Origin of the sequence: Streptomyces sp. NBC_00631, from assembly GCF_045206895.1 — a bacterium.
Lineage (GTDB): Bacteria > Actinomycetota > Actinomycetes > Streptomycetales > Streptomycetaceae > Streptomyces.
Window position 1 is genome coordinate 615,378 of record NZ_CP107734.1, and the last position, 21,198, is coordinate 636,575.

At 71.8% G+C, this 21,198-nt stretch carries 14 protein-coding genes and 1 pseudogene; 6 read left to right on the forward strand and 9 right to left on the reverse strand.

All coding sequences use genetic code 11. From position 1 onward, the window contains the following. Window positions 1–57 precede the first annotated feature (57 nt). A complete protein-coding gene (locus tag OHB00_RS03155) occupies window positions 58–1,662 on the reverse strand; it encodes an MFS transporter (protein ID WP_406430960.1) in 1,605 nt (534 codons plus the stop codon). Between the two features lie 386 nt (window positions 1,663–2,048). On the opposite strand from OHB00_RS03155, the gene OHB00_RS03160 reads away from it, so the two are divergent. After that, complete coding sequence (locus tag OHB00_RS03160; RefSeq protein WP_406430962.1) at window positions 2,049–2,525, forward strand: iron chaperone; 477 nt, start codon at window positions 2,049–2,051, stop codon at window positions 2,523–2,525. 54 nt (window positions 2,526–2,579) lie between these two features. On the opposite strand, the gene OHB00_RS03165 is transcribed toward OHB00_RS03160, so the two are convergent. Continuing rightward, on the reverse strand, window positions 2,580–3,824 hold the full coding sequence (locus tag OHB00_RS03165; protein ID WP_406430964.1) for a ThuA domain-containing protein: 1,245 nt from the start codon (window positions 3,822–3,824) through the stop codon (window positions 2,580–2,582). Between the two features lie 180 nt (window positions 3,825–4,004). Between OHB00_RS03165 and OHB00_RS03170 the strand changes: the two genes are divergently transcribed. Beyond that, window positions 4,005–4,601, forward strand: a complete 597-nt coding sequence (locus tag OHB00_RS03170; RefSeq protein WP_406430966.1) for a hypothetical protein — start codon at window positions 4,005–4,007, stop codon at window positions 4,599–4,601. Window positions 4,602–4,662: 61 nt separating this feature from the next. Beyond that, window positions 4,663–5,607, forward strand: a complete 945-nt coding sequence (locus OHB00_RS03175) for a D-2-hydroxyacid dehydrogenase family protein (protein ID WP_406430968.1) — start codon at window positions 4,663–4,665, stop codon at window positions 5,605–5,607. Between the two features lie 228 nt (window positions 5,608–5,835). On the opposite strand, the gene OHB00_RS03180 is transcribed toward OHB00_RS03175, so the two are convergent. Then, window positions 5,836–7,455 carry a serine/threonine-protein kinase gene (locus OHB00_RS03180; protein WP_406430970.1) on the reverse strand — a complete coding sequence of 540 codons (1,620 nt, stop codon included), beginning with the start codon at window positions 7,453–7,455 and terminating at the stop codon, window positions 5,836–5,838. 147 nt (window positions 7,456–7,602) lie between these two features. Here OHB00_RS03180 and OHB00_RS03185 point away from each other — a divergent pair, with 147 nt between their 5' ends. Further along, a complete protein-coding gene (locus tag OHB00_RS03185) occupies window positions 7,603–7,893 on the forward strand; it encodes a hypothetical protein (RefSeq protein ID WP_406430972.1) in 291 nt (96 codons plus the stop codon). 439 nt (window positions 7,894–8,332) lie between these two features. Here the strand turns inward: OHB00_RS03185 and OHB00_RS03190 are convergent, their stop codons facing one another. Then, a complete protein-coding gene (locus OHB00_RS03190) occupies window positions 8,333–9,850 on the reverse strand; it encodes a hypothetical protein (protein ID WP_406445595.1) in 1,518 nt (505 codons plus the stop codon). 280 nt (window positions 9,851–10,130) lie between these two features. Next, on the reverse strand, window positions 10,131–12,599 hold the full coding sequence (locus tag OHB00_RS03195) for a SpoIIE family protein phosphatase (RefSeq protein WP_406430974.1): 2,469 nt from the start codon (window positions 12,597–12,599) through the stop codon (window positions 10,131–10,133). Window positions 12,600–12,817: 218 nt separating this feature from the next. Between OHB00_RS03195 and OHB00_RS03200 the strand changes: the two genes are divergently transcribed. After that, window positions 12,818–14,902, forward strand: coding sequence for a SpoIIE family protein phosphatase (locus OHB00_RS03200; RefSeq protein ID WP_406430976.1), 2,085 nt, complete (start codon window positions 12,818–12,820; stop codon window positions 14,900–14,902). Window positions 14,903–15,006: 104 nt separating this feature from the next. Here the strand turns inward: OHB00_RS03200 and OHB00_RS03205 are convergent, their stop codons facing one another. The 3 genes and pseudogenes from OHB00_RS03205 to OHB00_RS03215 all read right to left on the reverse strand — a co-directional run bounded on the left by OHB00_RS03205 (window position 15,007) and on the right by OHB00_RS03215 (window position 18,134). Continuing rightward, entirely contained in the window at window positions 15,007–16,668 is a 1,662-nt protein-coding gene (locus OHB00_RS03205) for a hypothetical protein (protein ID WP_406430978.1), read from the reverse strand. Window positions 16,669–16,779: 111 nt separating this feature from the next. Then, window positions 16,780–17,466: pseudogene (locus tag OHB00_RS03210) on the reverse strand (polysaccharide deacetylase family protein); the annotation flags it as partial. After that, window positions 17,466–18,134 (reverse strand): glycoside hydrolase family 11 protein, encoded by a 669-nt coding sequence (locus OHB00_RS03215; protein ID WP_406430980.1) that lies wholly within the window; start codon window positions 18,132–18,134, stop codon window positions 17,466–17,468. The pseudogene OHB00_RS03210 and the gene OHB00_RS03215, both read right to left, overlap by 1 nt. Window positions 18,135–18,527: 393 nt before the next feature. On the opposite strand from OHB00_RS03215, the gene OHB00_RS03220 reads away from it, so the two are divergent. Further along, window positions 18,528–19,640, forward strand: coding sequence for a PP2C family protein-serine/threonine phosphatase (locus OHB00_RS03220; RefSeq protein WP_406445597.1), 1,113 nt, complete (start codon window positions 18,528–18,530; stop codon window positions 19,638–19,640). A 19-nt stretch (window positions 19,641–19,659) separates the two neighbouring features. On the opposite strand, the gene OHB00_RS03225 is transcribed toward OHB00_RS03220, so the two are convergent. Beyond that, window positions 19,660–21,189: an aldehyde dehydrogenase family protein gene (locus OHB00_RS03225; RefSeq protein ID WP_406430982.1), complete on the reverse strand. Its 1,530-nt coding sequence runs from the start codon at window positions 21,187–21,189 to the stop codon at window positions 19,660–19,662. Window positions 21,190–21,198 lie beyond the last annotated feature (9 nt).

Sequence of the window (21,198 nt, forward strand, 5' to 3'; positions counted from 1 at the left end):
TGTTGACGGGCTGAGCGGTCGGCCGCCTTCCGGTGGCCGACCGCTTCGCGCTGTGGTTCAGCCGGCGGCCCCGGCGGGATGCACCGCCGCCTCCGGCGCCGTCTGCGGGGCGCGCGCCGGGCGGATCCCGATGAGCACCACGGCGATCACCGCGGCCACCAGCATCCCGATACCGCCGACGAGCGCGCAGGTGTGCAGGGCGTCGGTGAAGCTCGCGCCGTAGGCGCCCTGGGCCTGCCCGGTGCTCGCCGGGGTCTTCAGGTGCAGGAAGGCGCCTGCCTGGATGCCGACGTTGGACACCAGACCGCTCACCTGGCCCTGGTCGGCGGGGCTCAGCCCGGACGAGGCGAGGTGGCCGGGCAGGGTGGCCAGGGTCCGGTGGGTGAGGATGACACCGAAGACGGCGGGGCCGAGGGCGCTGCCGATCTGGCGGAGCGCGCTGTTGGCCGCGGCGGCGGTGCCGGCGAGCCGGTGCGGCAGGGCGTCCATGGCGATGGTGGTGACGGGCGCCATGGCGAGCGCGATCCCGATGCCGAGGACACCGATGACCAGGGCGGCCTCGCCGGTGCCGGTGTCGGCCTGGAAGGCGTTCATGAGGAGCGCGCCGATCCCGCCGATCACCAGGCCGGTGACCAGGAGCAGTCCGGGCGTGGCCCGGTTCATCAGCCGCCCGACCAGCGGGCCGAGCACCACGGTGAAGCCGTTGATGGCGATGAGCCGGATGCCGATGTCCAGCGTCGAGGCGTGGTGGACGAGCCCGAAGTACTCGCTCAGCGCGAAGACGAGGCCGACCTGGGCGAACAGGGTGACGGCCATGACGAGCGCCGCTCCGGAGAACGCGGACGACTTGAACAGGCGCATGTCCAGCATCGGACAGGCGGAGCGGAGTTCCACGAGGACGAAGCCGACCGCGCCGAGTACGGCGGCCACGAAGGCGATCACGACCTGGGCGGAGGACCAGCCGGCGCTGCCGCCCTCGATGACGCCGTAGACCAGGCCGGTGATGGCGACGGCGGCCAGCAGCTGGCCCGGAATGTCGAGGTGACGCTCGCGCTCCGCGCGGGAGTCGGTCAGGACGACGGCGCCGATCACGGCCGTGACCACGGCGAGGACCATCGAGGGCAGGAAGATCCACCGCCAGCTCGTGTGTGCCACGATCACGCCGTTGGCCACCGGGCCGAGGGTCAGGCCGAGGCCGAGGGCCGCCGTCCAGAGTGCTATCGCGTGACGGCGTTTGCGGGGGTCCGGGATGACATGGCCGATCAGGGCGAGCGTGGAGGGAAGCAGCGCGGCGGTGCCGATGCCGGTGAGGGCCTGGCCCACACAGACCTGGACGACGCTGCCGGCGGTCAGGCAGACCAGGCAGCCGAGGCAGAACAGCGCGAGCCCGGCGAGATACGTCTTCTTTCGGCCGAACAGGTCACCCACCATGCCGCAGGTCAGCAGCAGCGCCGCGGTCGGCAGGATGAAGGCGTCGGTGATCCACTGCAGGCCCTCGGTGGAGGCGTCGAGTGCCTGCTGCATGACCGGCAGCGCGACGGAGACGCCGACGACCGGCAGGTACGAGACGAACACGCCGAGGCAGGCCAGCACGATGGTGGCCGTGATGTGCCGGGTGCCGGTGTCGGGCGGCGCGGACGACGAGGAGGCAGGAGAAGGCATGGCCACAAGGCACCTCGGAGCAGTGGAGTGACAGGGCAGACATACGGGGGCGGCGCTGGGTGGCCTGTCGACTCCCGATCGACCGGTTCACCGCGGCTCTGCCGCCGGGCCGACAGCGGGAGCCACGTCAGGTCGGTTCCGGCCGCCGCCGTCCGCGCGGCGCCTGCGCGGCGGGTTCGGCCGGAATCTCCGTTGACGCGAGCCACTTCTGTCGGGGCAAGCGCTTCGGACGGTATACCGACGTGCGGCCTGCGGAGATGCCCTTGGACCTGCAACCTAAGGTGAACGGCGCTGACGCCTGACCGGTCAGTTCTGGAGAAGCCCCCGGGTCCGGCGGATTTCTAGCATGGAGTCCTCATCAGGTCACGCCGGAGAGGAAACCCGACATGAAGCGCACGCAGGCCTCCGCCACCAGCGCCACCGCCGACGAGAAGTACGACGGGTTCACGGAGGAGGAGCGCGGTGCGATGAAGGAGCGCGCACGGGAGCTGAAGGCGGCGGCTCGCGGCGGCTCGCGCGCGGACAAGGCGGCGGACGCGGTGCGCGAGGTACTCGCGAAGATCGCCGAGATGCCGGAGGCGGACCGGGTCCTGGCCGAGCGGATCCACGCCGTCGTCACGTCGGCCGCGCCGGACCTGTCGCCGAGGCTCTGGTACGGGATGCCCGCGTACGCCAGGAACGGCAAGGTCGTCTGCCACTTCCAGAGCGCCCAGAAGTTCAAGTCGCGCTACGCCACACTCGGCTTCAGCGACCAGGCGACCCTCGACGACGGCGCCATGTGGCCGACGTCCTTCGCCCTGACGACCCTGACCCCGGCCGCCGAGTCGAGGATCGCGGAACTCGTCAGGAGGGCGACGAACTGAGCGGGCCCAGGGTGCGGGCATGCCGTGTGGCGTGGGGCGGCATGCCCGCGGCTCTCAGGAGGGGAGGGTCCAGTTCTGGTTGGCGGCTCCCGAGCAGGACCAGATCTGGAGCCGGGTGCCGTTGGCCGAGCTGGGGCCGGTGGCGTCGAGGCACCTGCCCGACTGCGGGTTGACCAGGGAGCCGTTCGACCCCGGCCGCCAGACCTGTGAACCGGTGCCGTTGCAGTCGTACAGCTGCACCTTGGTGCCGTCGGTGGTGCCGGCCCCGGTCACGTCCATGCACTTGCCGAGGGCGCTGAGGGTTCCCGAGCCGCCGACCGTCCAGTTCTGGGCGCTGGTGCCGTTGCAGTCGTAGAGCTGTACGGCGGTGCCGTTGTCGGTGGCGGCGCCCGCGACGTCCACGCACGTGCCGCCGTACCCGTGGATCGGCCCGGTGGCGCTCGTCGGCGGGGTCACCGGGCCGGACTGCCCGGCCGCCCACTTGATCTCCTGGAGCAGGAGCTGGTTCTGCTGGGCGCTCGCGAACGTGGACGAGAGGGTCGTGTCGGTCGAGTAGTCCATCGCGTTGTGGCCGAAGTTGTTGTAGACCATCTTGTAGTCGCGGTTGGCCCAGACGATCGGGTAGTAGCCGCTGTACCAGGTCTGGTCGGGGTCGGTGCCGACCGGGAAGGTGGACGGGGCCATCGAGGCGAGGATGTCGATGGCCGGGTTCTGCCGCAGGTCGTTCTGCCAGCTGTACCACTCGCTCACCGAGGACGTGATGGTGGCGGGCAGGTTCGCGGTCGCCGGGTGGCTCGGGTCGTCGATCCGCAGGGTTTCGGAGGTCGGTCCCCAGGAGTTGCTCTTGAAGGTGCCGGTCCCGAGGAACGTGTTGTGGTACCAGGGCCAGTCACTGGTGTCGTCGGTGTACGCCGAGACGTGGAAACCGACGAAGCCGCCGCCGTTCGCCATGTAGGTCTGGAAGGCGGCCTGCTGGGACGCGGTGTGGGGGTAGTCGTCGAGGAACATGACGACCTGGTAGCCGGCCAGGGTCGAGGCGTTGAGCCGGCTCCAGTCCGTGGTCGCGGTGTAGGTGAAGCCGTTCGCCGCGCCGGCCTGCGGGAACCAGGAGTTGGCCTCGTGGTCGAAGCTGATGTGTGCGGCGTCGTACGTGCCGTCGTAGAAGGCGATCACGTTGACGGCGGTGGCGGCGCGGGCGTCGTGGGCGGGGCCGGCCTGGATGCCCAGGACGATCGCGAGCAGGGCGAGAAGTCCTGACAGGGTGCGGGGCCAGGTGAGGTGCGGGTGGGGGGTGATCATGAGGGGGCCTTCCTCATACATGACCGTCGGATACATATGCGGCTGAGCCGCATTGAAGGCCCCAAGGCGCGTACATGTCAATGGTGCAGACCAAGGGTGGGCACCGCGGGCGGCCGCCGTGTTCCGGCCGGGGCCCGGGGTACTCGGGCGGACGGCGTCGTATCCGCGGAAGGAGGCCGTATGCGCACCGGCCCGACCGGCACCGACCAGGCGGTGACCGTCGTGGTGACCCGGGTGGTCGCCGCGGGCAAGGAGGACGAGTTCGCACGCTGGGCCGACGAGGTCGACCGGGCCGCCGCCGGTTTCCGCGGCCACCTCGGTGCCGTACGGCTCCACGACGGCCAGGGGCTGCACCACCTCGTCCACCGCTTCGACTCGGTCGAGCACCTCGACGCCTGGGAGCGGTCGGACGTGCGGAACGCGTTGGTCAGGCGCGGCAACCGGATCTCGGATCCGCGCAGCAGCCGCAGCGCCGGTCCGGCGCCCTGGTTCACCCTCCAGGGACGGGACGTCCCGCCCAAGTGGAAGCGTTTCCTGACCACTTGGGCGGCCGCCTATCCCTGCCTGCTGGCCATCGCCACGCTGCTGAAGCTGCTCTTCCCCGGCCTGCCGCAGTACGCGGCCCTGGCCGTCAACTCGCTCGTCCTCACCGCCCTTCTCACCTGGGTGATCCAGCCTCGGCTCAACCGCAAGGCACGCCCCTGGCTGCTGCGGGGAGCACATCCGGCACGGACGAGGGGGACGGCGCCGCCGTACGACCCGCCGTCCGCGGACTGAGTCCGACGGCCTGGTGCAGGTGCCACCCTGAAGATCGGAGCCAAGAGCGAGGGGAATGCGGATGCGGATCGCGATCCTGGACGACTATCAGGGCGTGGCACTGGGCCTGGCGGACTGGGATTCCCTCGGTGCCGACGTGCGGGCCTTTTCGGATGCCTTCGGAAACGAGGGTGACGTCGTCGCCGCGCTGGCCGACCACGAGGTGGTCGTGGCCATGCGCGAGCGGACTCCGTTTCCGGCGTCGACCCTGGAGAAGCTGCCGCGTCTGAGGTTGCTGGTCACCACCGGGCCGGTCAACGCGGCCATCGACCTGGACGCCGCGCGCCGGCTGGGCATCACGGTCTGCGGTACCGGGTACTTCTCGTACCCGACGGCCGAGCTGACCTGGGGGCTCATCCTGTCCGCGGCGCGGCTGATCCCGCAGCAGGTGGCCTCGGTGCGCCGGGGCGGCTGGCAGGAGGGGCTGGGCACCAGCCTGCGGGGTGCCACGCTGGGGCTGCTGGGCCTCGGCCGGCTGGGGACCGCGGTGGCGGAGGTAGGGCGCGCTTTCGGCATGCGGTGCATCGGCTGGAGCCAGCACCTGACGCCCGCGGACGCGCAGGCGAAGGGGGTGACCTACGTGGCACGGGACGAGCTGTTCGAGCGCTCCGACGTGCTGAGCGTCCACGTCGTGCTCAGCAAGCGCACCCGGGGCCTCGTCGGCGCCCGCGAGCTGGGTCTCATGAAGCCGACGGCGATCCTGGTGAACACCTCGCGCGGACCCGTGGTGGAGGAGGCGGCGCTGATCAGGGCATTGACCGAGGGCAGTATCGCCTCGGCGGCGCTGGACGTCTTCGACCGCGAGCCCCTGCCCCGCGACCACCCGCTGCGGTCCCTGCCGAACGCCGTGGTCACGCCCCATATCGGCTATGTCAGCCGGGATCTGTACGAGGTGTTCTACCGGGACGCGGTCGAGGACATCGCGGCATGGCAGGCCGGAGCGCCGGTGCGGACCCTCACGGCGTGAGTCGTCCGCCGCTCGGCGTCACTCACCGCGCCGTCGCCCGGATGGGCACGGTGTCTTGTGAGGGCGTCGCCGGCCTCGCGCCGGTCTCCTTCCGCACGGTCGTCGGCCGCCGGACGGAGCGCTTGGACGCGAGGCCGAGCAGCCGGTCCCGGTCGGGTTCGGCGGCCGGGCCCGGCGAGTGGGTACGCGGGCGGAGCCGGCGCCGGGCGGGAGCGACGGCGCGCTCGCTCAGCCGTCGTAGGGCATCACCCTGACGATCTTGCCTTTCGTGTCCGTCTGGAGGTATCCGCTCTGGCTGTACTTGTTGCTGAGGTAGACGGACATCCCGGCGGGGTCGCCGAAGGCGTCGCCCGGCAGGTCCACGAGCAGGTAGCGGCTGGTCGGGGCGGGCACCTTGAGTTTTTCGCGGGCCTGGGAGAGCAGGGCGGGGACCTTGTCCCAGGCGAAGTCGTCGAGGCGGACGGGGGTTTCGTTGCCGGGCAGGGTGCCCGAGATGATGTCCTTCTGCACGCCCTGGCCGGAGCGGTAGGTGTACATGTCGTACGCGGTGTCGCTGCCCTTCACCATCATCCAGGCGACGACGTAGTCCGGGTACACCGTGAGCTTGCCGAAGCGGTCCCGGCCGGTCTGTTTCTCGAAGGCCGCGACGGCGGTGCGGATGCCCTTCGGGGTCAGCAGGTCGGTGGTGGCGGTCTGCCGCGCGGCCGTGGGTGAGGCGGTGCTCCCGGCCGAGGGCGAGGTCGTGGCGGGCGCGGTACCGGAGTCCTTGGACCCGGAGGCGTGGTCGCCCGTGCCCGGCAGCAGTGTCCACGCGAGCACGCCGGCGACGGCCACCGCGGCCGTGGGCAGGAGGAGGAGCGTCCGGCGGCGGCGCGGGGCGGGCCCAAGCGGCGTGGGCGCCGTGTCCTGCAGTGGGGCCGGCGGCCGCGCGTCCTGCGGTGACGTGTTCCGCGGGGGCGCGGACGGGGGTTGCAGCGGGAAGGACGTGGGGGACCCGGTCTGCCGGGCGGCTCGGGCCAGCATCCGTTCCAGTGCGGCGGTGTCGGGGCGGGCCGCCGGGTCGCGGACGAGGACGCGGGTGAGGACGTCCGTGAGGGGTCCGGCCTGGACCGGTGGGGGGACGTCCTCGGCGAGGACCGCGGCGAGCGTGGCGAGGGTCGTGCCCCGGCGCAGCGGATGGTGGCCTTCGACGGCGACGTACAGCATCATCGCGAGCGACCACAGGTCCGCGGCCGGGCCGCCGTCCTTGCCGGCGACGCGCTCGGGCGCCATGTAGTCGGGGGTGCCGATGACCGATCCGGTGGCGGTGAGGGCGGTGGCCTCGCGGACGGCGGCGATGCCGAAGTCGGTGAGCACGGGGCGGCCGTCGGGGCGCAGCAGGACGTTGGCCGGCTTCACGTCACGGTGTTCGATGCCCGCCTCGTGGGCGGCCTGGAGCGCGGCCAGCACCTCGCGGCCCATACGCGCGGCCTCGACCGGGTTCATCGGGCCGGCGGCCAGGCGGTCGGCGAGCGATCCGCCGGTCACGAGTTCCATGACGATCCACGGGTAGGTCCCCGGGCCGCCGTCGACGATGTGATGGATCGTCACCACGTTGGAGTGGTCGACCCGGGCCAGGGCGCGGGCCTCCCGAAGCACCCGCTCCCGCAGCAGCCGTGCGGCCTCCGGGTCGTACTCCGCGAGGGCGGGATCGGACGGCCGTACCTCCTTGATGGCCACGCTCCGCCGCAGCACCAGGTCGGTGGCCCGCCACACCATGCCCATGCCGCCGCCACCGAGCCGTGCCGCCAGCTCGAACCGCCCGTCGACCACCCGTCTCGCGGGGTCGTCTCTGCCCTCGTCGTTCATGCGCGGGAGCTTAGTTGGGCCCGCCGACAGCCTCGTACGACGAGTAAGGACCCGTGGCCTCCGCCGTACCCCGCCTTTCCTGGTCAGAGCGGTGTTCCGCGCTCCCGGTACCCATCGGGTCGAATCGGGGTCGAATCGAGCGCACCGGTGGCGCAAGCCCGCTGGGTACACGGCTGGAGCGGGCAGGACCGGGTCCGCGCCCCCGAGGGCACGGCCTACGAGCCCTGGGCGCGGATGCCCAGGCTGTCGGCGGAGCTCGCAGGGACCGCGGTGTTCGCCGCGCTGGCCGCCCTGGGCACCGGCGCAACGGCGCCACCGCTCACCGCCGCCGTAGCCGAAGTCAGCTGCGCGGACGACGAGTTGCGGGTGCGCTGGGCCGACGGTCCGGAGACCGTCGTGTCCTTCGAGCCGCTGCGCGTCACAGCGGCTCTGCCCTGACAGCCCGCCCGCGGCCGACGAAGTCGTCGACACGTCGCCGAACGTCCGGGAACGACCACCGGAGCCGCCTCTGTGAGCTGGGAGGTTCGCCGACGCGCCGGTTCGGGGGCGGTGTTCATGCGGCGGGCTCCCATGCGCCGGGGACTTGGACTCGGGCCGCGGCCAGCTCCTCCTAGGTGCGCCGGTCGGCGGGATCGAGGACGGGTCCTCCAGGGGCGTGCCAGCCGGAGCGAATCCGTCCGGCCGGACTGCGGTCCTCCGCGAGACGGCGCCTCTCCGCAGAGCGCCCGCCGAGAGGGACCGCCTCCTGAATTCGGCCGTCCGACTCGGGTCGCTCGTAGGCGAGTTCAGAGGGATCTCCGCTGACTGCCGCTGAGCGACCAGGGTCGAACCGGAGTCCGATGGCCCAGGCCGGAAGGGTGCGGTCGGATTGCCGCGCTCAGTAGCCGGACCCCAGGGTCTGCGTCGTGTAGGCGCACTCCGTGTAGATGTAGCCGTAGCGCAGTTTGGCGGTGTCGGAGCCCGGGGTGGCGGTGGTGTCGGTCTTCGGCTTGTGCACGAAGTACGTGGTGCCGGGCGGCAGGCTGATGGTGCGCTGCGGGTAGTTCTTGCCGCTGTCGCTGCACGGCTCCCAGCCGCTGATGATCGAGCTGGCGAACGAGTACGCCTTGCAGCTGCCGCATGCCTTCAGGGTGAAGCTGCCGGTGACCGGGCCCGTGTAGAGGACGGTGATGTCATCGGGGCTGTCGTTCTTGACGGTCACGGTGATGCCGCCGCCGGAGCCGGTGGTGGGCAGCTTCTTGCCGGCGGCCGGGAGGGTCTGGGCGACCTCGGCGCCGATGGCTATCTTCCGGGCCCGGTCGGCGTTCTTGTGGTGCGGGTTGTCGGTGACGAACTGCTGCATGGTCTGCTGCGCCTGCTCGAAGTCGCCGTCCTTGTACTGCTTCACGCCGCACTCGTACTCCCCGGAGTCACCGCTGCGGTCGGCTCGTCCTGCCACGGCGGTCAGGGCGTCGGCCTGGGCGGCCGCTCCGTTGGACAGCTGGGTGATCTGGCTGCTGAGCGTGTGCAACTGCTCGACGGCGGTGCAGGGGTCGTTGCCGGCGACGGCCTTGGCGGCCTTCTTCTCGGCCGCGTCCACGGCGGGTACCACCTTGGCGGCCTGACCGGAGTCGGGGAAGGTGCTCAGCAGGACGCCGAACCGGGTGGACCAGCCGGTGTCGCCGGTGGCGAGGCCGTCCGCCCCGCACTCGTACAGCGAGGTGGCCAGCCGGTCGTCGGGCCAGTGGGCGAGTGTGCCGAGCTGGTCCTTCGGCATGGAGTCGGGCACCGTCCGCAAGTACTGGAGCGGTTCGACGGCCGAGCAGTAGTCGCGGTGGCTGTAGGCCGCGGCGACCGTCGTGTAGTAGGTCCTCAGGCGGTCGGGCACCTGGGCGGCGGCGCGCGAGCCGGCGTGGTGGACGGCGAGGTCGCGGTAGACGGCAAGGGCGTCCCGGTAGCCGGACTTGGCGGTGGCGAAGTCCTGCCGGCCGGCCGCGCTGACCTGTCGGTCGGCGCGGTCGAGACGGTCGAGAAGGGCGCGTTCGACGGCTTCCTTCTGCGCGCTGTCGTACCAGAGCGCGCCGCCCACCGGGACGGCGAGCAGGACGATTCCCAGCACGAGCGCGACGGGCCGCTGCCCCGGCCGGACCAGGCGGGTGCGCAGGCCGGCGAACCAGCCGTGGACGGCGGCCAGCAGCAGGAACACGGCGTACAGGACGAGCGCGGCTCCGGAGACGCCGTCGGCGTCCGCGGGCAGGGCCACGAGCAGCAGGACGACGGTGGCCGCCAGACACGCGGCCGCCGGGATCCATCTTCGCAGGAGCAGATAGCCGAGGCCGAGGCCGCTCAGGTTGAGCAGGGCGACGGCGGTGGCGCGCAGGGGGTCCGGCGGGGCGGGCGGCGGACTCGACGGCATGGGCGGCACGAAGGGGCCCGGAGGCGGGAAACCGGGGCCCGGATAGCCCTGGTTCGGAACACCCTGGTTCGGAACACCGTGGTCGGGCGGTCCCTGGTTCGGAACACCCTGGTTCGGAACACCGTGGTCGGGCGGTCCCTGGTTCGGCAGTTGCTGGTGCGGACCGTACGCGTCCCCGGACATGGCGGCTCCCCCAATTGCTGCCGAATCCCTATGAATTGACAGCGTACGGCCATACGTACGAATTCGACAGGGGGCGAAGGCGGTCCGGACGGCCCTGTCACACTCCCGGGATCTCCTGCTCGGCCCAGATGATCTTTCCCTCTCCCGTGTAGCGGGCGCCCCAGCGATGGGCGAGCTGGGCCACCAGGAAGAGGCCGCGGCCGCCCTCGTCGGTGGAGCGGGCGTGCCGCAGCCGGGGTGCCGTGCTGCTGGCGTCGGCGACCTCGCAGGTCAGCCTGGAGTCGCGCAACAGCCGTAGCCGGATGGGCGGTTCCGCGTAGCGGATGGCGTTGGTGACCAGTTCACTGACGATGAGTTCGGTGGTCGTCGCCAGCTCGTCGTAGCCCCACGCGGCCACCTGGCGGACCGCCTCGGACCGGACCTCGGCGACGGCGGCCGGATCGACGGGCACCTCCCAGGAGACGACGTGGTCGGCGCCCAGGGCGTGGGTGCGGGCCAGCAGCAGGGCGATGTCGTCGGGCTGGGGAACCGGGACCAGCTGCTGCACGGCCGCCGTGCACAGCGCGTCGAGGTCGGTGCCGGGGCCGGCCAGAGCGGAGCGGAGGCGGGCCATACCCAGCTCGACGTCCTGGTCGCAGCCTTCGATGAGACCGTCGGTGTAGAGACCGAACAGACTACCCTCGGCGAGTTCGATCTCGGTGGCCTCGAAGGCCATGCCACCGAGTCCGAGCGGCGGTCCGGCGGGGATCTCGGGGAAGAGGACGTGCCCGTCGGGTGACACGACGACCGGGGGCGGGTGTCCGGCCCGGGCCATCGCACACCGCCGGGTCACCGGGTCGTAGACGGCGTACAGACAGGTCGCCCCGACGAACGTGTCCGCGCTGCCCTCCACCACCGTGCCCGCGTTCTCCTCCTCCCCCAGCCGCAGCACGAGGTCGTCGAGGTGGGCGAGGAGTTCGTCTGGGGGCATGTCCATGTCGGCGAGGGTCTGCACGGCGGTGCGCAGCCGGCCCATGCTCGCCGCCGCGGTGAGGCCATGGCCGACCACGTCACCGACGACCAGGGCGACCCGGGCGCCGGACAGCGGGATCACGTCGAACCAGTCGCCGCCGACGCCGTCCGCCGCGTCCGCCGGCAGGTAGGAGGAGGCCACGTCCAGGGCCGTGCCGCCGGTCAGGGCCTGGGGCAGCAGGCTGCGCTGGAGGGTGACGGCGGCCGTGTGCTCCCTGGTGTAGCGGCGGGCGTTGTCGACGCAGACGGCGGCGCGGGCGACCAGTTCCCGGGCGAGCAGGACGTCGTCGGGCTCGAAGGAGAGCGGGTTGAGCGAGCGGGCGAACGTGGTCAGGCCCAGGACGGTGTTGCGCGCCCGCATCGGGACCGAGATCAGGGTGTGCAGCCCGAACTCCCGGATGCGGGCCGACCGAGCGGGCTGCGCGGTGACCCACAGGTGGTCGTCCGGGTCGAGTTCGGGGATGAGGACCGGTTCCCCCCCGAGGAGCAGGTCGACGCCGTGCGGCGGCGGCAGGAAGTCGACCCGGTCGCCGATCCGCGCCACGGCCTCGGGGCTGCCCTCGCGGACGGTCTTCAGCGCGGCGCGGCGCATCATCGGCCGAGCGGGCGCCGGGCCCGCGTCGGTCAGCCAGGTGCCGTGTCCCTCGGTACTGAGGACGGGCTCCAGGAGGTCGACGATGACGAAGTCGGCGAACCGGGGAACGGCGAAGTCGGCGAGTTCCTGGGCGGTGCGCAGCACGTCGAGGGTGGTGCCGATGCGGGTGCCTGCCTCGTTGACCAGCGACAGCAGCTGCCGGGCGTTCCAGCGTTCGGTGACGTCGGTGACCATGTAGCAGACGCCGGTGACGGAGTCCTCGGCGTCGACGAGCGGGAAGAACGACGTCGAGTAGGCGCGCTGGCGGTGCGGGTCGGACCAGCTCCAGCCGAGGTACTCGTATTCGGTGACCGGCTCCCGGGTCGTCAGCACCTTGCGCATCAGGCCTTCGATGGTGCTCCCCTGCAGCCCGGGCAGCAGTTCGCTCAGCCGGCGGCCCAGGCGCTGCTCGCGCGGGACGCCGCCGAATTGCTCCAGGGTGTCGTTCAGCCAGACGTACCGCAGCTCCAGGTCCATCACGGCCATGCCGATCGGTGACCGGGTGAGGAACCCGTCGAGGACGGACTGGCCCACTGTCCACTGCGGGCGCTGCTCCCGCGCCGAGACCAGGAAGCACTCCTCGCCGCCGATGCGGAAGGCCGCGGAGACGCGCAGGTCGACGACGACACTGCGGCCGTCCTGGTGCCGTACCGGGACCAGGCCGCTCCATCCCACGCCGGAGCGACAGCGCTCGGCGACAGCGATGGCACGGGCCGCGTCGACGCGCATGGCCAGCAGCCGCGCCGCGGGGTGGCCAAGCACCGCGGCGGCCGGATGGCCCAGCAGCGCCTGTGCGCCACGGGTCCAGCCGATCACGTCACCCCCGGCCGACAGCACCGCCGCAGCGTCGCTGGAGGCGTCCAGGAGGTCGTGCGGCCCCACGGTGGCCGGCACGTCGAAGTCTTCTCGCGGAGAATCCATTGGCTACATCCTGTACGTACCCCCATGTTCCTGCTTGTCCGCCCGTCGCGCACGGCCCGGCGCGGAACCGGGAGAGGCCGTCGGCCACGGTGCGTGAGGCGGGCGCGGACCTGGGTACCCGGGCTGCAGTTGGGGCGGGCCGCGGACCGGGGGCAGCATGGAAGGGCTGTGGCAGCGGCATCGGCATCGGCCCGGGGGCCGGTGGAGGTGGTTGAGGGATGGCTGTAGGTTCCCTGCGGTCCGGTGACGCCGACGGTTCCGGCGGTGAGGAGTACGGCTCCGGCGGAGGGCGTCCGACCGGTCTGCTGGACGTGCTGAGCGTGGCCGCGATAGCGCTGGACTCGCAGGGCCGGATCGTGTTCTGGACCCCGCAGGCCGAGGAACTCTTCGGCTACACGTCCGAGGAGGCCCTCTGCAAGAACGCGGCGCGGCTGCTCGTTCATCCGGAGCATCTCAAGGCCGCGGTGAAGGTCTTCATGGACGTGCTGGAGACCGGGCACAGCTGGGCCGGTGCCTTCCCGGTCCGGCACAAGGACGGCGGCAGCCGGCTGATGGAGTTCCGCACCATGCGGCTGCTGGACGACCTCGGCGACACCTACGCCCTGGGAATCGTCGCCGACCACACCCTGCTCCAGCGGCTGGAGACCGACCTGGCGCTCTGCGAGCGGCTGATCAGCCAGTCCCCGATCGGGCTGGCCCTGCTCGACCCCGATCTGCGCTATCTCCTGGTGAACCCGGCGCTGGAGCGGATCGACGGCGTCCCCGCCGAGGAGCACATCGGCCGCCATCTGCGGGAGACGCTGCCGCTGCCCGACATCGACACGGTGGAGTCGGCACTGCGCCAGGTGCTCACCACGGGCACACCGCTGCTCGACCAGTACCACGTCGGCCGTCCGCCGGCCGATCCGGAGCACGAGCACGCCTGGTCACTGTCGTTCTACCGGCTGGAGGATCCCGGCGGCCGGGTCCTGGGCGCCGCGACCTCGGTCGTCGACGTGACGGAACGGCACCGCGCGGCCGCCGAGGCCGACCGGGCCAGGCGCCGCCTCGCCCTGATCGCCGACGCCTCGGCCCGGGTGGGCACCTCGCTGGAGGTGGAGCGCACGGCGCACGAGCTGGCCGAGATCGCCGCCCCGGTCCTCGCCGACGTGGTGGCGGTGGACGTGCTGGACGCGGCGCTGGCCCTGCGCCGCTCGCGCCGTCCGGACAACGGGCCGGAGCTGTTCCGCGCCCTCGCCCTCAAGGCGGCCCATCCGACGGTCGCCCTGCGCGCCGCCGACCTGCCCGGCGACCTCGCCGCCTATGACGGCGACCGCCTGGTCACGCTGTGCGTGCACACCGCCCGCCCGGTGCTGGTGCCGCGGGTCGGCAAGCACGACCTGCCGCGCATCGCCCGCAGCCCGGAGGCCGGTGCCCTGCTGGAGGAGGCGGGCGTGCACTCGTATCTCGTGGTGCCGTTGATCGCGCACGGCGAGGTGCTCGGCGCCCTCGACCTCAAGCGGACCCGCAATCCGCTCCCCTTCGACGAGGACGACGTCGTCCTCGCCACCGAGCTGGCCGGCCGGGCGGCCGTCGCCATCGACAACGCCCGCTGGTTCCAGAGCGTCCGCAACACCGCCCTCACCCTCCAGCGCAGCCTCCTGCCCGACCACCCGCCCGAGCACACCGGCCTCGAACTGGCCTCCCGCTACGAACCGGCCCAGGCGACGAGCGAGGTGGGCGGCGACTGGTACGACGTGATCCCGCTGTCGCAGGACCGGACCGCGCTGGTCGTCGGCGACGTGATGGGCAACGGCATCGACGCGGCCGCCACCATGGGCCGGCTGCGCACGGCCACCTGCGCCTACGCGGACCTGGAGTTGCCCCCCGCCGCGGTGCTGCTGCACCTGGACCGGATCACCTGCGACCTGGAGCACTACATCGTCACCTGCCTGTACGCGGTGTACGACCCGCACACCAGGCTCTGCGAGATCGCGAACGCCGGCCACATGCCGCCCGCGCTGGTGCACTCCGGCCGGCCGCCGGCGCTGCTGGAGCTGCCGACGGCCGCCCCGCTCGGCGTCGGCGGCGTCCCCTTCGAGTCCACCACCGTCGGCCTCGACGCCGGTGACCTCCTGGTGCTGTACACCGACGGCCTGGTGGAGACCCGCCGCCACCCCATCGACGACCGCCTCGACGTCCTCCTCGGCTTCCTCGACGAGCCCCACCGACCGCTGGAGGAGACCTGCGACCTGCTCCTGCACGGCCTGCGCCACCCGGACGACCACGACGACGTGGCCCTGCTGGTGGCCCGGGCACTGTGAAAGCGCCCCAAAGGGGCGCGGGGCTGTATCGACAGCGGCTACCGCCGCGTGGGCGCGAACCAGCCACGACGGCGCCGCGGACACACGACGGCGCATCGCACCGCCTACAGCGTGCCGCAGCACTCCGTCCGACAGAAGCACGACGCACTGATCGGCACGTCCGCGACAGCAACCGCGAGCTTCAGCTGCTGGCCCACGATCCGCGCCTCGTCGTCCCGGCCGAGCTGCCGGAGGCACTCGTGGAAGCCGTGCAGGGCCCACACGTTGCCGGGATGCTGCAACGGCCGGGGCAGGGTGCCGTCCAGGCCGAGGTCGGCGCGGTAGACCGCCTCGGCCTCGGCGATCCGGCCGCGTTCGAGGAGCAGGGCGCCGTAGGCGTGCCGGGTGGGCTGCATCCAGCCCCAGGGTTCGTCGTAGGGAAGGTTGTCGTCCAGGTCCACCGAGCGTCGCAGCGCGGTGAAGGCGGTGTCGAAGTCGCCCTTTCGGTAGGCGAGTTCGCCGTCGAGCTGGGCGGAGGCGATGGCCAGGATGTCGGCGCAGGTGTTGTTGAAGAGCATGCGGGTGGCCGGGACCGCGGCGGCAGCGTCCCGGAAGCGGGCCCGGTCGGTCTCGGCTTCGGGGATCCGGCCCGTGGCCGCGTGTGCGACACCGCGTGCGTAGTGCAGCGTCGCGGTGCTCACGCAGTACAGCCCGGGGTCGGTGGGCAGCGGCAGGCGCAGGATGTCGTCCCAGCGGCCGAAGCGGACCAGCACGTGCACCCGCATGGCCAGGAAGCCTTCCAGCCAGTCGGCCATCGGCGGGCTCTGCACCCGCAGCAGTTCCTCCGGTACGGCGGCTTCGAGCCGTTCGGCGGTGGCGAGGGCGTCCTGGAGGCGGCCCAGGAACATCGCGCCGTAGATCCTGAAGTGCAGGTTGTGGCAGCGGTAGAGGGTGTAGAAGTTCATCGCGCCGGCGCGGGCATGGTACTTCTCGTCGGCAGCGGCGGCCGCGGCGTTGTCGGAGACGACGCGCCGGTAGTCGCCGCACAGGACTTCCAGGTGCGAGGGCATGTGCTGGAGGTGCCCTGCGTCCGGCACGAGGTCGCGCAGCCGGTCGGCGACGGGCAGCGCGGTCTCGGGCGTGGGCGACATCTCCATCAGGTGGATGTAGAGGTGCAGCAGCCCCGGGTGCCGGGTGCCGGCCTCGGTCCCGAGGGCCCGCTCCAGCACGGCCTTCGCCTCCTCGGTGCGGGCCCCGTCGGCGGGCCGGCCGCCGCGGATGTCCCAGAGCTGCCAGGGGGTGAGGTTCATCAGGGCGTCCGCGTAGAGGGTCGCGACGTCGAGGTCGTCGGGTGCCAGTTCGTACGCGGTGCGCAGGCTGTCGGCGTAGGCGGTGTTCCAGACCGAGCAGGCCGCCGCGTCCGGGGCCGCGGCCTGCGGGTAACGTGCCCGCAGCGCCTCGATCAGGGCGCGTTCGACGGGAGTCGCGTGCGCGGCCTTGGCGTGGGCGTGTTCCACGGCGGTGTGCGTCCGCGCCACCGTGCGCGTGAGGTCCTCGCCGTCGAAGAACTCCCAGGGCTTGTTGTAGTTGGGGCCGAGGGCGTAGGCGATGCCCCAGTCGGCCATGGCGCACTCCGGGTCCGCCGCGCCGGCCGCCTCGAAACAGCGGACTGCCTCCTCGTGGTTGAAGGCGTAGGTCCAGTTCAGCCCGCGGTCGAACCAGGTCTGTGCCTCGGGGGACGACGTCGTCACACGCCGGCTGTGACTGCCCAGGTCGTAGTAGTCCACGGTGGCGAACCTATCGACGCGAGGCGTCCCGATGATCCCTGTTCATCCGAAGTCATGAGAGGGGCGCGGCGGTTGACGGACCGCCGCGCCACCGGTGTGGGTGCTTGCTCAGGGCGCGACCGCGCGTCCGGTCTGCGGGGAGATCCGCCCGGAGCACAGCCCCTTGGCCGCGAGGGTCTGGGCGATGCGCGGGATCGCGGCCAGCGTGTTGGCCGGCCACTCGTGCATGAGGATGATCTGGCCGCCGGTGAGCCGGGAGACGGCCTGCACGATGGCGTCGGTGCTCGCGCCGTTCCAGTCCTGCGAGTCGACGTCCCAGATGATCTCGGTGAGCCCGTACTTGGCCTCGACCGCGCGCACGGTCGCGTTGGTCTCGCCGTACGGCGGCCGGAACAGGACCGGTGTTCCGCCGCCGGCGGCGGCGATGGCCGACTGGGTGCGGGAGATCTCCGAGTCGATCTGCGCCTGGGTCTCCTGGGTCAGGTGCGGGTGGGTGTAGCTGTGGTCGCCGACCCACATGCCCGCGCTGACCTGGGCCTTGACCTGGGCCGGGTAGGCGGCCGCGTACTGGCCCTCGTTGAACATGGTGGCCCGCAGTCCGTTGGCCCTGAGGGCACTCAGCAGGCCCGGCGTGTGGGCGGTGGACGGCCCGTCGTCGAAGGTGAGGCCGACATAGCCGGCGCAGGTGGCGGAGTGGGCCGGGGCGGCGCCGGCGGCGAGGGTGCCCGCGGCGGCCAGTGCGACGGCGGCGGCCGCCGCGACCAGGGGACGTGACGAGCGCTCCGCTACGGCACTCATCAGGCCACCGTGATGCTGGAGCTGCCGCTGCTCTGGTAGCCCTCGGTCGCGAGGATCTGGTAGTAGCTGAAGCTGCCGAGGGACATGCCGGCCCTGGCCCAGGCGTCGAAGTGGTTGCCGGTGGTGATGGTGCCGCCGGTCCGCTTGGCCTGGCGGACGCTCCAGTACTGGTTGAAGGTCTTGGTGCCCTCGACGGACGGGGCGTTGTACCGCGTCGTCAGGTAGATGTCGTAGGTGCCGCCGTCGCTGGTGACACTGCCCTTGTACGTTCCGGTGGGCCGGTAGGTGCCCCAGTTGTCGACGATGTAGTACTCGACGAGCGGGTTCGAGGTCCAGCCGTAGAGGGACAGGTAGCCGTTGCCCGAGGGGCTGAAGCTGCCCGAGTAGGTCACGTTGCGGCGGGCGCCGGTGCTCCAGCCCTTGCCGCAGACGAAGTTGCCGGTGTTGTGCCAGCTGGTGCTGTAGCCGCCGCCGGAGCCCAGGGTCATGGAGACCGTGCCCTGGGCGTCGGTCCAGAAGGAGTAGTAGTAGCCGTTGTTGGTGCCGGTCTGGTTCGTGGTGACGACCGTGGCGGCCCGGGCGGTGCCGGGCAGGGCCAGCCCGGCGGCTGCGCCCAGCAGCAGGGCTCCGGCACTCCTGCGGCTCAGGGCGTGGTCGAGCGGGTTCATGGGATGCCTCCTCGTGTGGCCTGTGCGGGTGTGGCCTGGTGGGGAGTGTTGGTCTGCCCATGCCACCTGTCAACGGTTTCGGTAATTATTTCGAAACCTTCGGTTGAGGTGGTCGATCACCTTCGCAGCTCAGGCGTGTGGAGTTCGATCCGGTGTCGACACAGTGACGGATGAGACGCATTAAGATCCACTGCAGCCACTCATAAATCCCGAATGTTTCGATGGTTGGCTCGAATGCTTCTGTCGACGTCTGAACATGCCGCTGGGTGGAGCAATCCCCGGTGTGCCGGGCGGTGGCCCGGAAGGCTGGGTGTCTTGTCGAGATTCGTAGGCCAGGAGTCCCGGGTGAGGCACGACGGTCGCAACCCTTCACTGCCCGCGCCCCCCGCGTGGATGCGCTGGCTACCGGTCCTGTACGTCGCCGGTGTGCTGCTGATCGAACCGGTCACCCCGGTGCAGTGGCCGGTCAGCTTCGTACTGATCGCGCTGCCCCTGGTGACCGCCTTCGCGCACCCGCCCGTCGTCGTGGCCGTCGCTGCCGTCTTCGCCATCGGTCTGGAACTTCTGCTGGCCGGAACCCCCTGCTGTGCGGGGCGCTCCGTCGGCTACATCTGGGAACGGCACTATGTGGCCGCCTACGTGTGCACGGCCCTGGTGGGTGCCCTGGGCGCGATCCTGGCGGCGCACCGGATCCGTCGGGAACGCACCCTGGCCGACGTCCGCTTCGTGGCCGAGATCGCGCAACGCGTCCTGCTCAGACCGGTTCCGCACCGGATCGGGAACCTGCTGCTGGAGAGCTTCTACCTGTCCGCCGCGGCGGAGGCCCGCATCGGCGGCGACCTCTTCGAGGCCGTGCCCACCGCGTACGGGGTACGCCTGCTCATCGGCGACGTGCGCGGCAAGGGGCTGCTCGCGGTGGAGACCGCGGCGGCGATGCTTGGCGCGTTCCGCGAGGCCGCGCACGACGAACCCGACCTGCGCGCCCTGGTGGACCGGGTGGACATCAGCATGACCCGGCGGGCCGACCGGCTGGGCGGGACCGAACTCGGCGAGCGGTTCGTCACGGCCGTCTTCGCCGAGATCCCCGAGAACGAGAGGATCGTCCGTCTCCTCAACTGCGGCCATCCGCCGCCGCTGCTCATCCGCCCCGGCGACGTGCGCGAGCTGGACGAGGGGCAGCCGGGTCCACCGCTGAACCTCGGCATGCTCGTCGGGGATCCCTACCGCGTCGACACCTACCCTTTCGGCCCCGGCGACCAGCTGCTGCTGTACACGGACGGGGTCACCGAGACCCGGGATCCGGCCGGCTCCTTCTACCCGCTGCTCCAGCGACTGCGGTCCTGGGGTCCCATGCCGCCCCCGGAACTGCTGGAACGGCTCCATCAGGACCTGCTGGACTACAGCCACGACCAGCTCCAGGACGACACGGCCGCCCTGACCGCCTTCCTGCTGCCCGCGGGAGCGGCCGAGGCGGCGGAAGCGGGCCAGGACTCCCGCAGGCCGTGAGCCCGGGTCGCGGGGCTGCTCAGAGGAAGCTGACGCCCTGGGCCAGGGTGAGTTCGCCGGAGTAGTTGACGGTGTTGGTGGCGGAGCGCATGTACGACTTCCAGGCGTCGGAACCGGACTCCCGGCCGCCGCCGGTGTCCTTCTCGCCGCCGAAGGCACCGCCGATCTCGGCTCCGGAGGTGCCGATGTTGACGTTGGCGATGCCGCAGTCGGAGCCGGCGGCGGACAGGAAGATCTCGGCCTCCCGCTGGTCGCGGGTGAAGATGCTGGACGACAGGCCCTGCGGGACGTCGTTGTGCAGCGCGATCGCCTCGTCGAGGGTGTCGTAGCCGAGGACGTACAGGATCGGGGCGAAGGTCTCTTCCCGTACGACGTCGGTCTGGGCGTCGACACGGACCAGGACGGGCTCGGTGTAGGCGGCCGCGGGGGCCGCCTCGGCCAGTCGGCGGTTCCCGCCGGCCAGCAGCTTGCCGCCCTCGGCCTGGACTCGGCTGAGGGCCTGGTGCATGCGGTCGAGTGCGCCCGTGGTGATGAGCGGGCCGACCAGAGTCCTGTCGTCGAAGGGATTGCCGACGGGCAGCCTGCCGTAGACGGTGGTGAGGCGCTCGGCCAGGGTGTCGGCGATGTCACGGTGGACGATGAGCCGGCGCAGTGTGGTGCAGCGCTGGCCGGCCGTGCCGGCCGCGGCGAAGACGATGCTCTGGACGGCGAGGTCGAGGTCGGCGGAGGGGGCGACGATCGCGGCGTTGTTGCCGCCGAGCTCCAGCAGGCTGCGGCCGAAGCGGGCGGCGACGCGCGGGCCGACCTCGCGGCCCATCCGGGTGGAGCCCGTGGCGCTGACGAGGGCCACCCGGGGGTCGTCCACAAGCTGCTCCCCGACCGCGCGGTCACCGAGCAGCAGGCGGTGTACGTCGTGCGGGGCGCCGGTCTCCTCGGCGGCGCGGACGAGCAGGTGGTGGCAGGCCAGGGAGGTCAGCGCAGTGAGTTCCGAGGGCTTCCAGACCACGGTGTCGCCGCAGACCAGGGCGACGGCGGTGTTCCAGGCCCAGACGGCGGCGGGGAAGTTGAAGGCGGAGACGACGCCGACCACGCCGAGCGGGTGCCAGGTCTCGGCCAGGCGGTGGCCGGGGCGTTCGGAGGCGATCGTACGGCCGTAGAGCTGGCGGGACAGGCCGACCGCGAAGTCGCAGATGTCGATCATCTCCTGGACCTCGCCGAGCGCCTCGGAGCGGATCTTGCCCGCCTCGACGGTGACGAGGTCGGCCAGGTCGCTCTTGTGCTCCCGCAACAGCTCCCCGAGGCGGCGCACCAGGTCACCGCGGCGCGGCGCGGGGGTGGTACGCCAGGTCAGGAAGGCGGCACGGGCGGCCGTGAGGGCTTCTTCGACGTCGGCGGCGGTGGCTGTCCGCAGTCCGAAGAGGTGTTCGCCGGTGATGGGGGTGCGGGCCGGGAAACCGTCGCCCTCGGCGGCCTGTGCGCCGATGTTCCGCAGGCAGGTCCGGGCGTGGGCGCGCAGCTCGTCCGTGGTGGGCAGCGCGGTGCTGGTCATGCTGGTCCT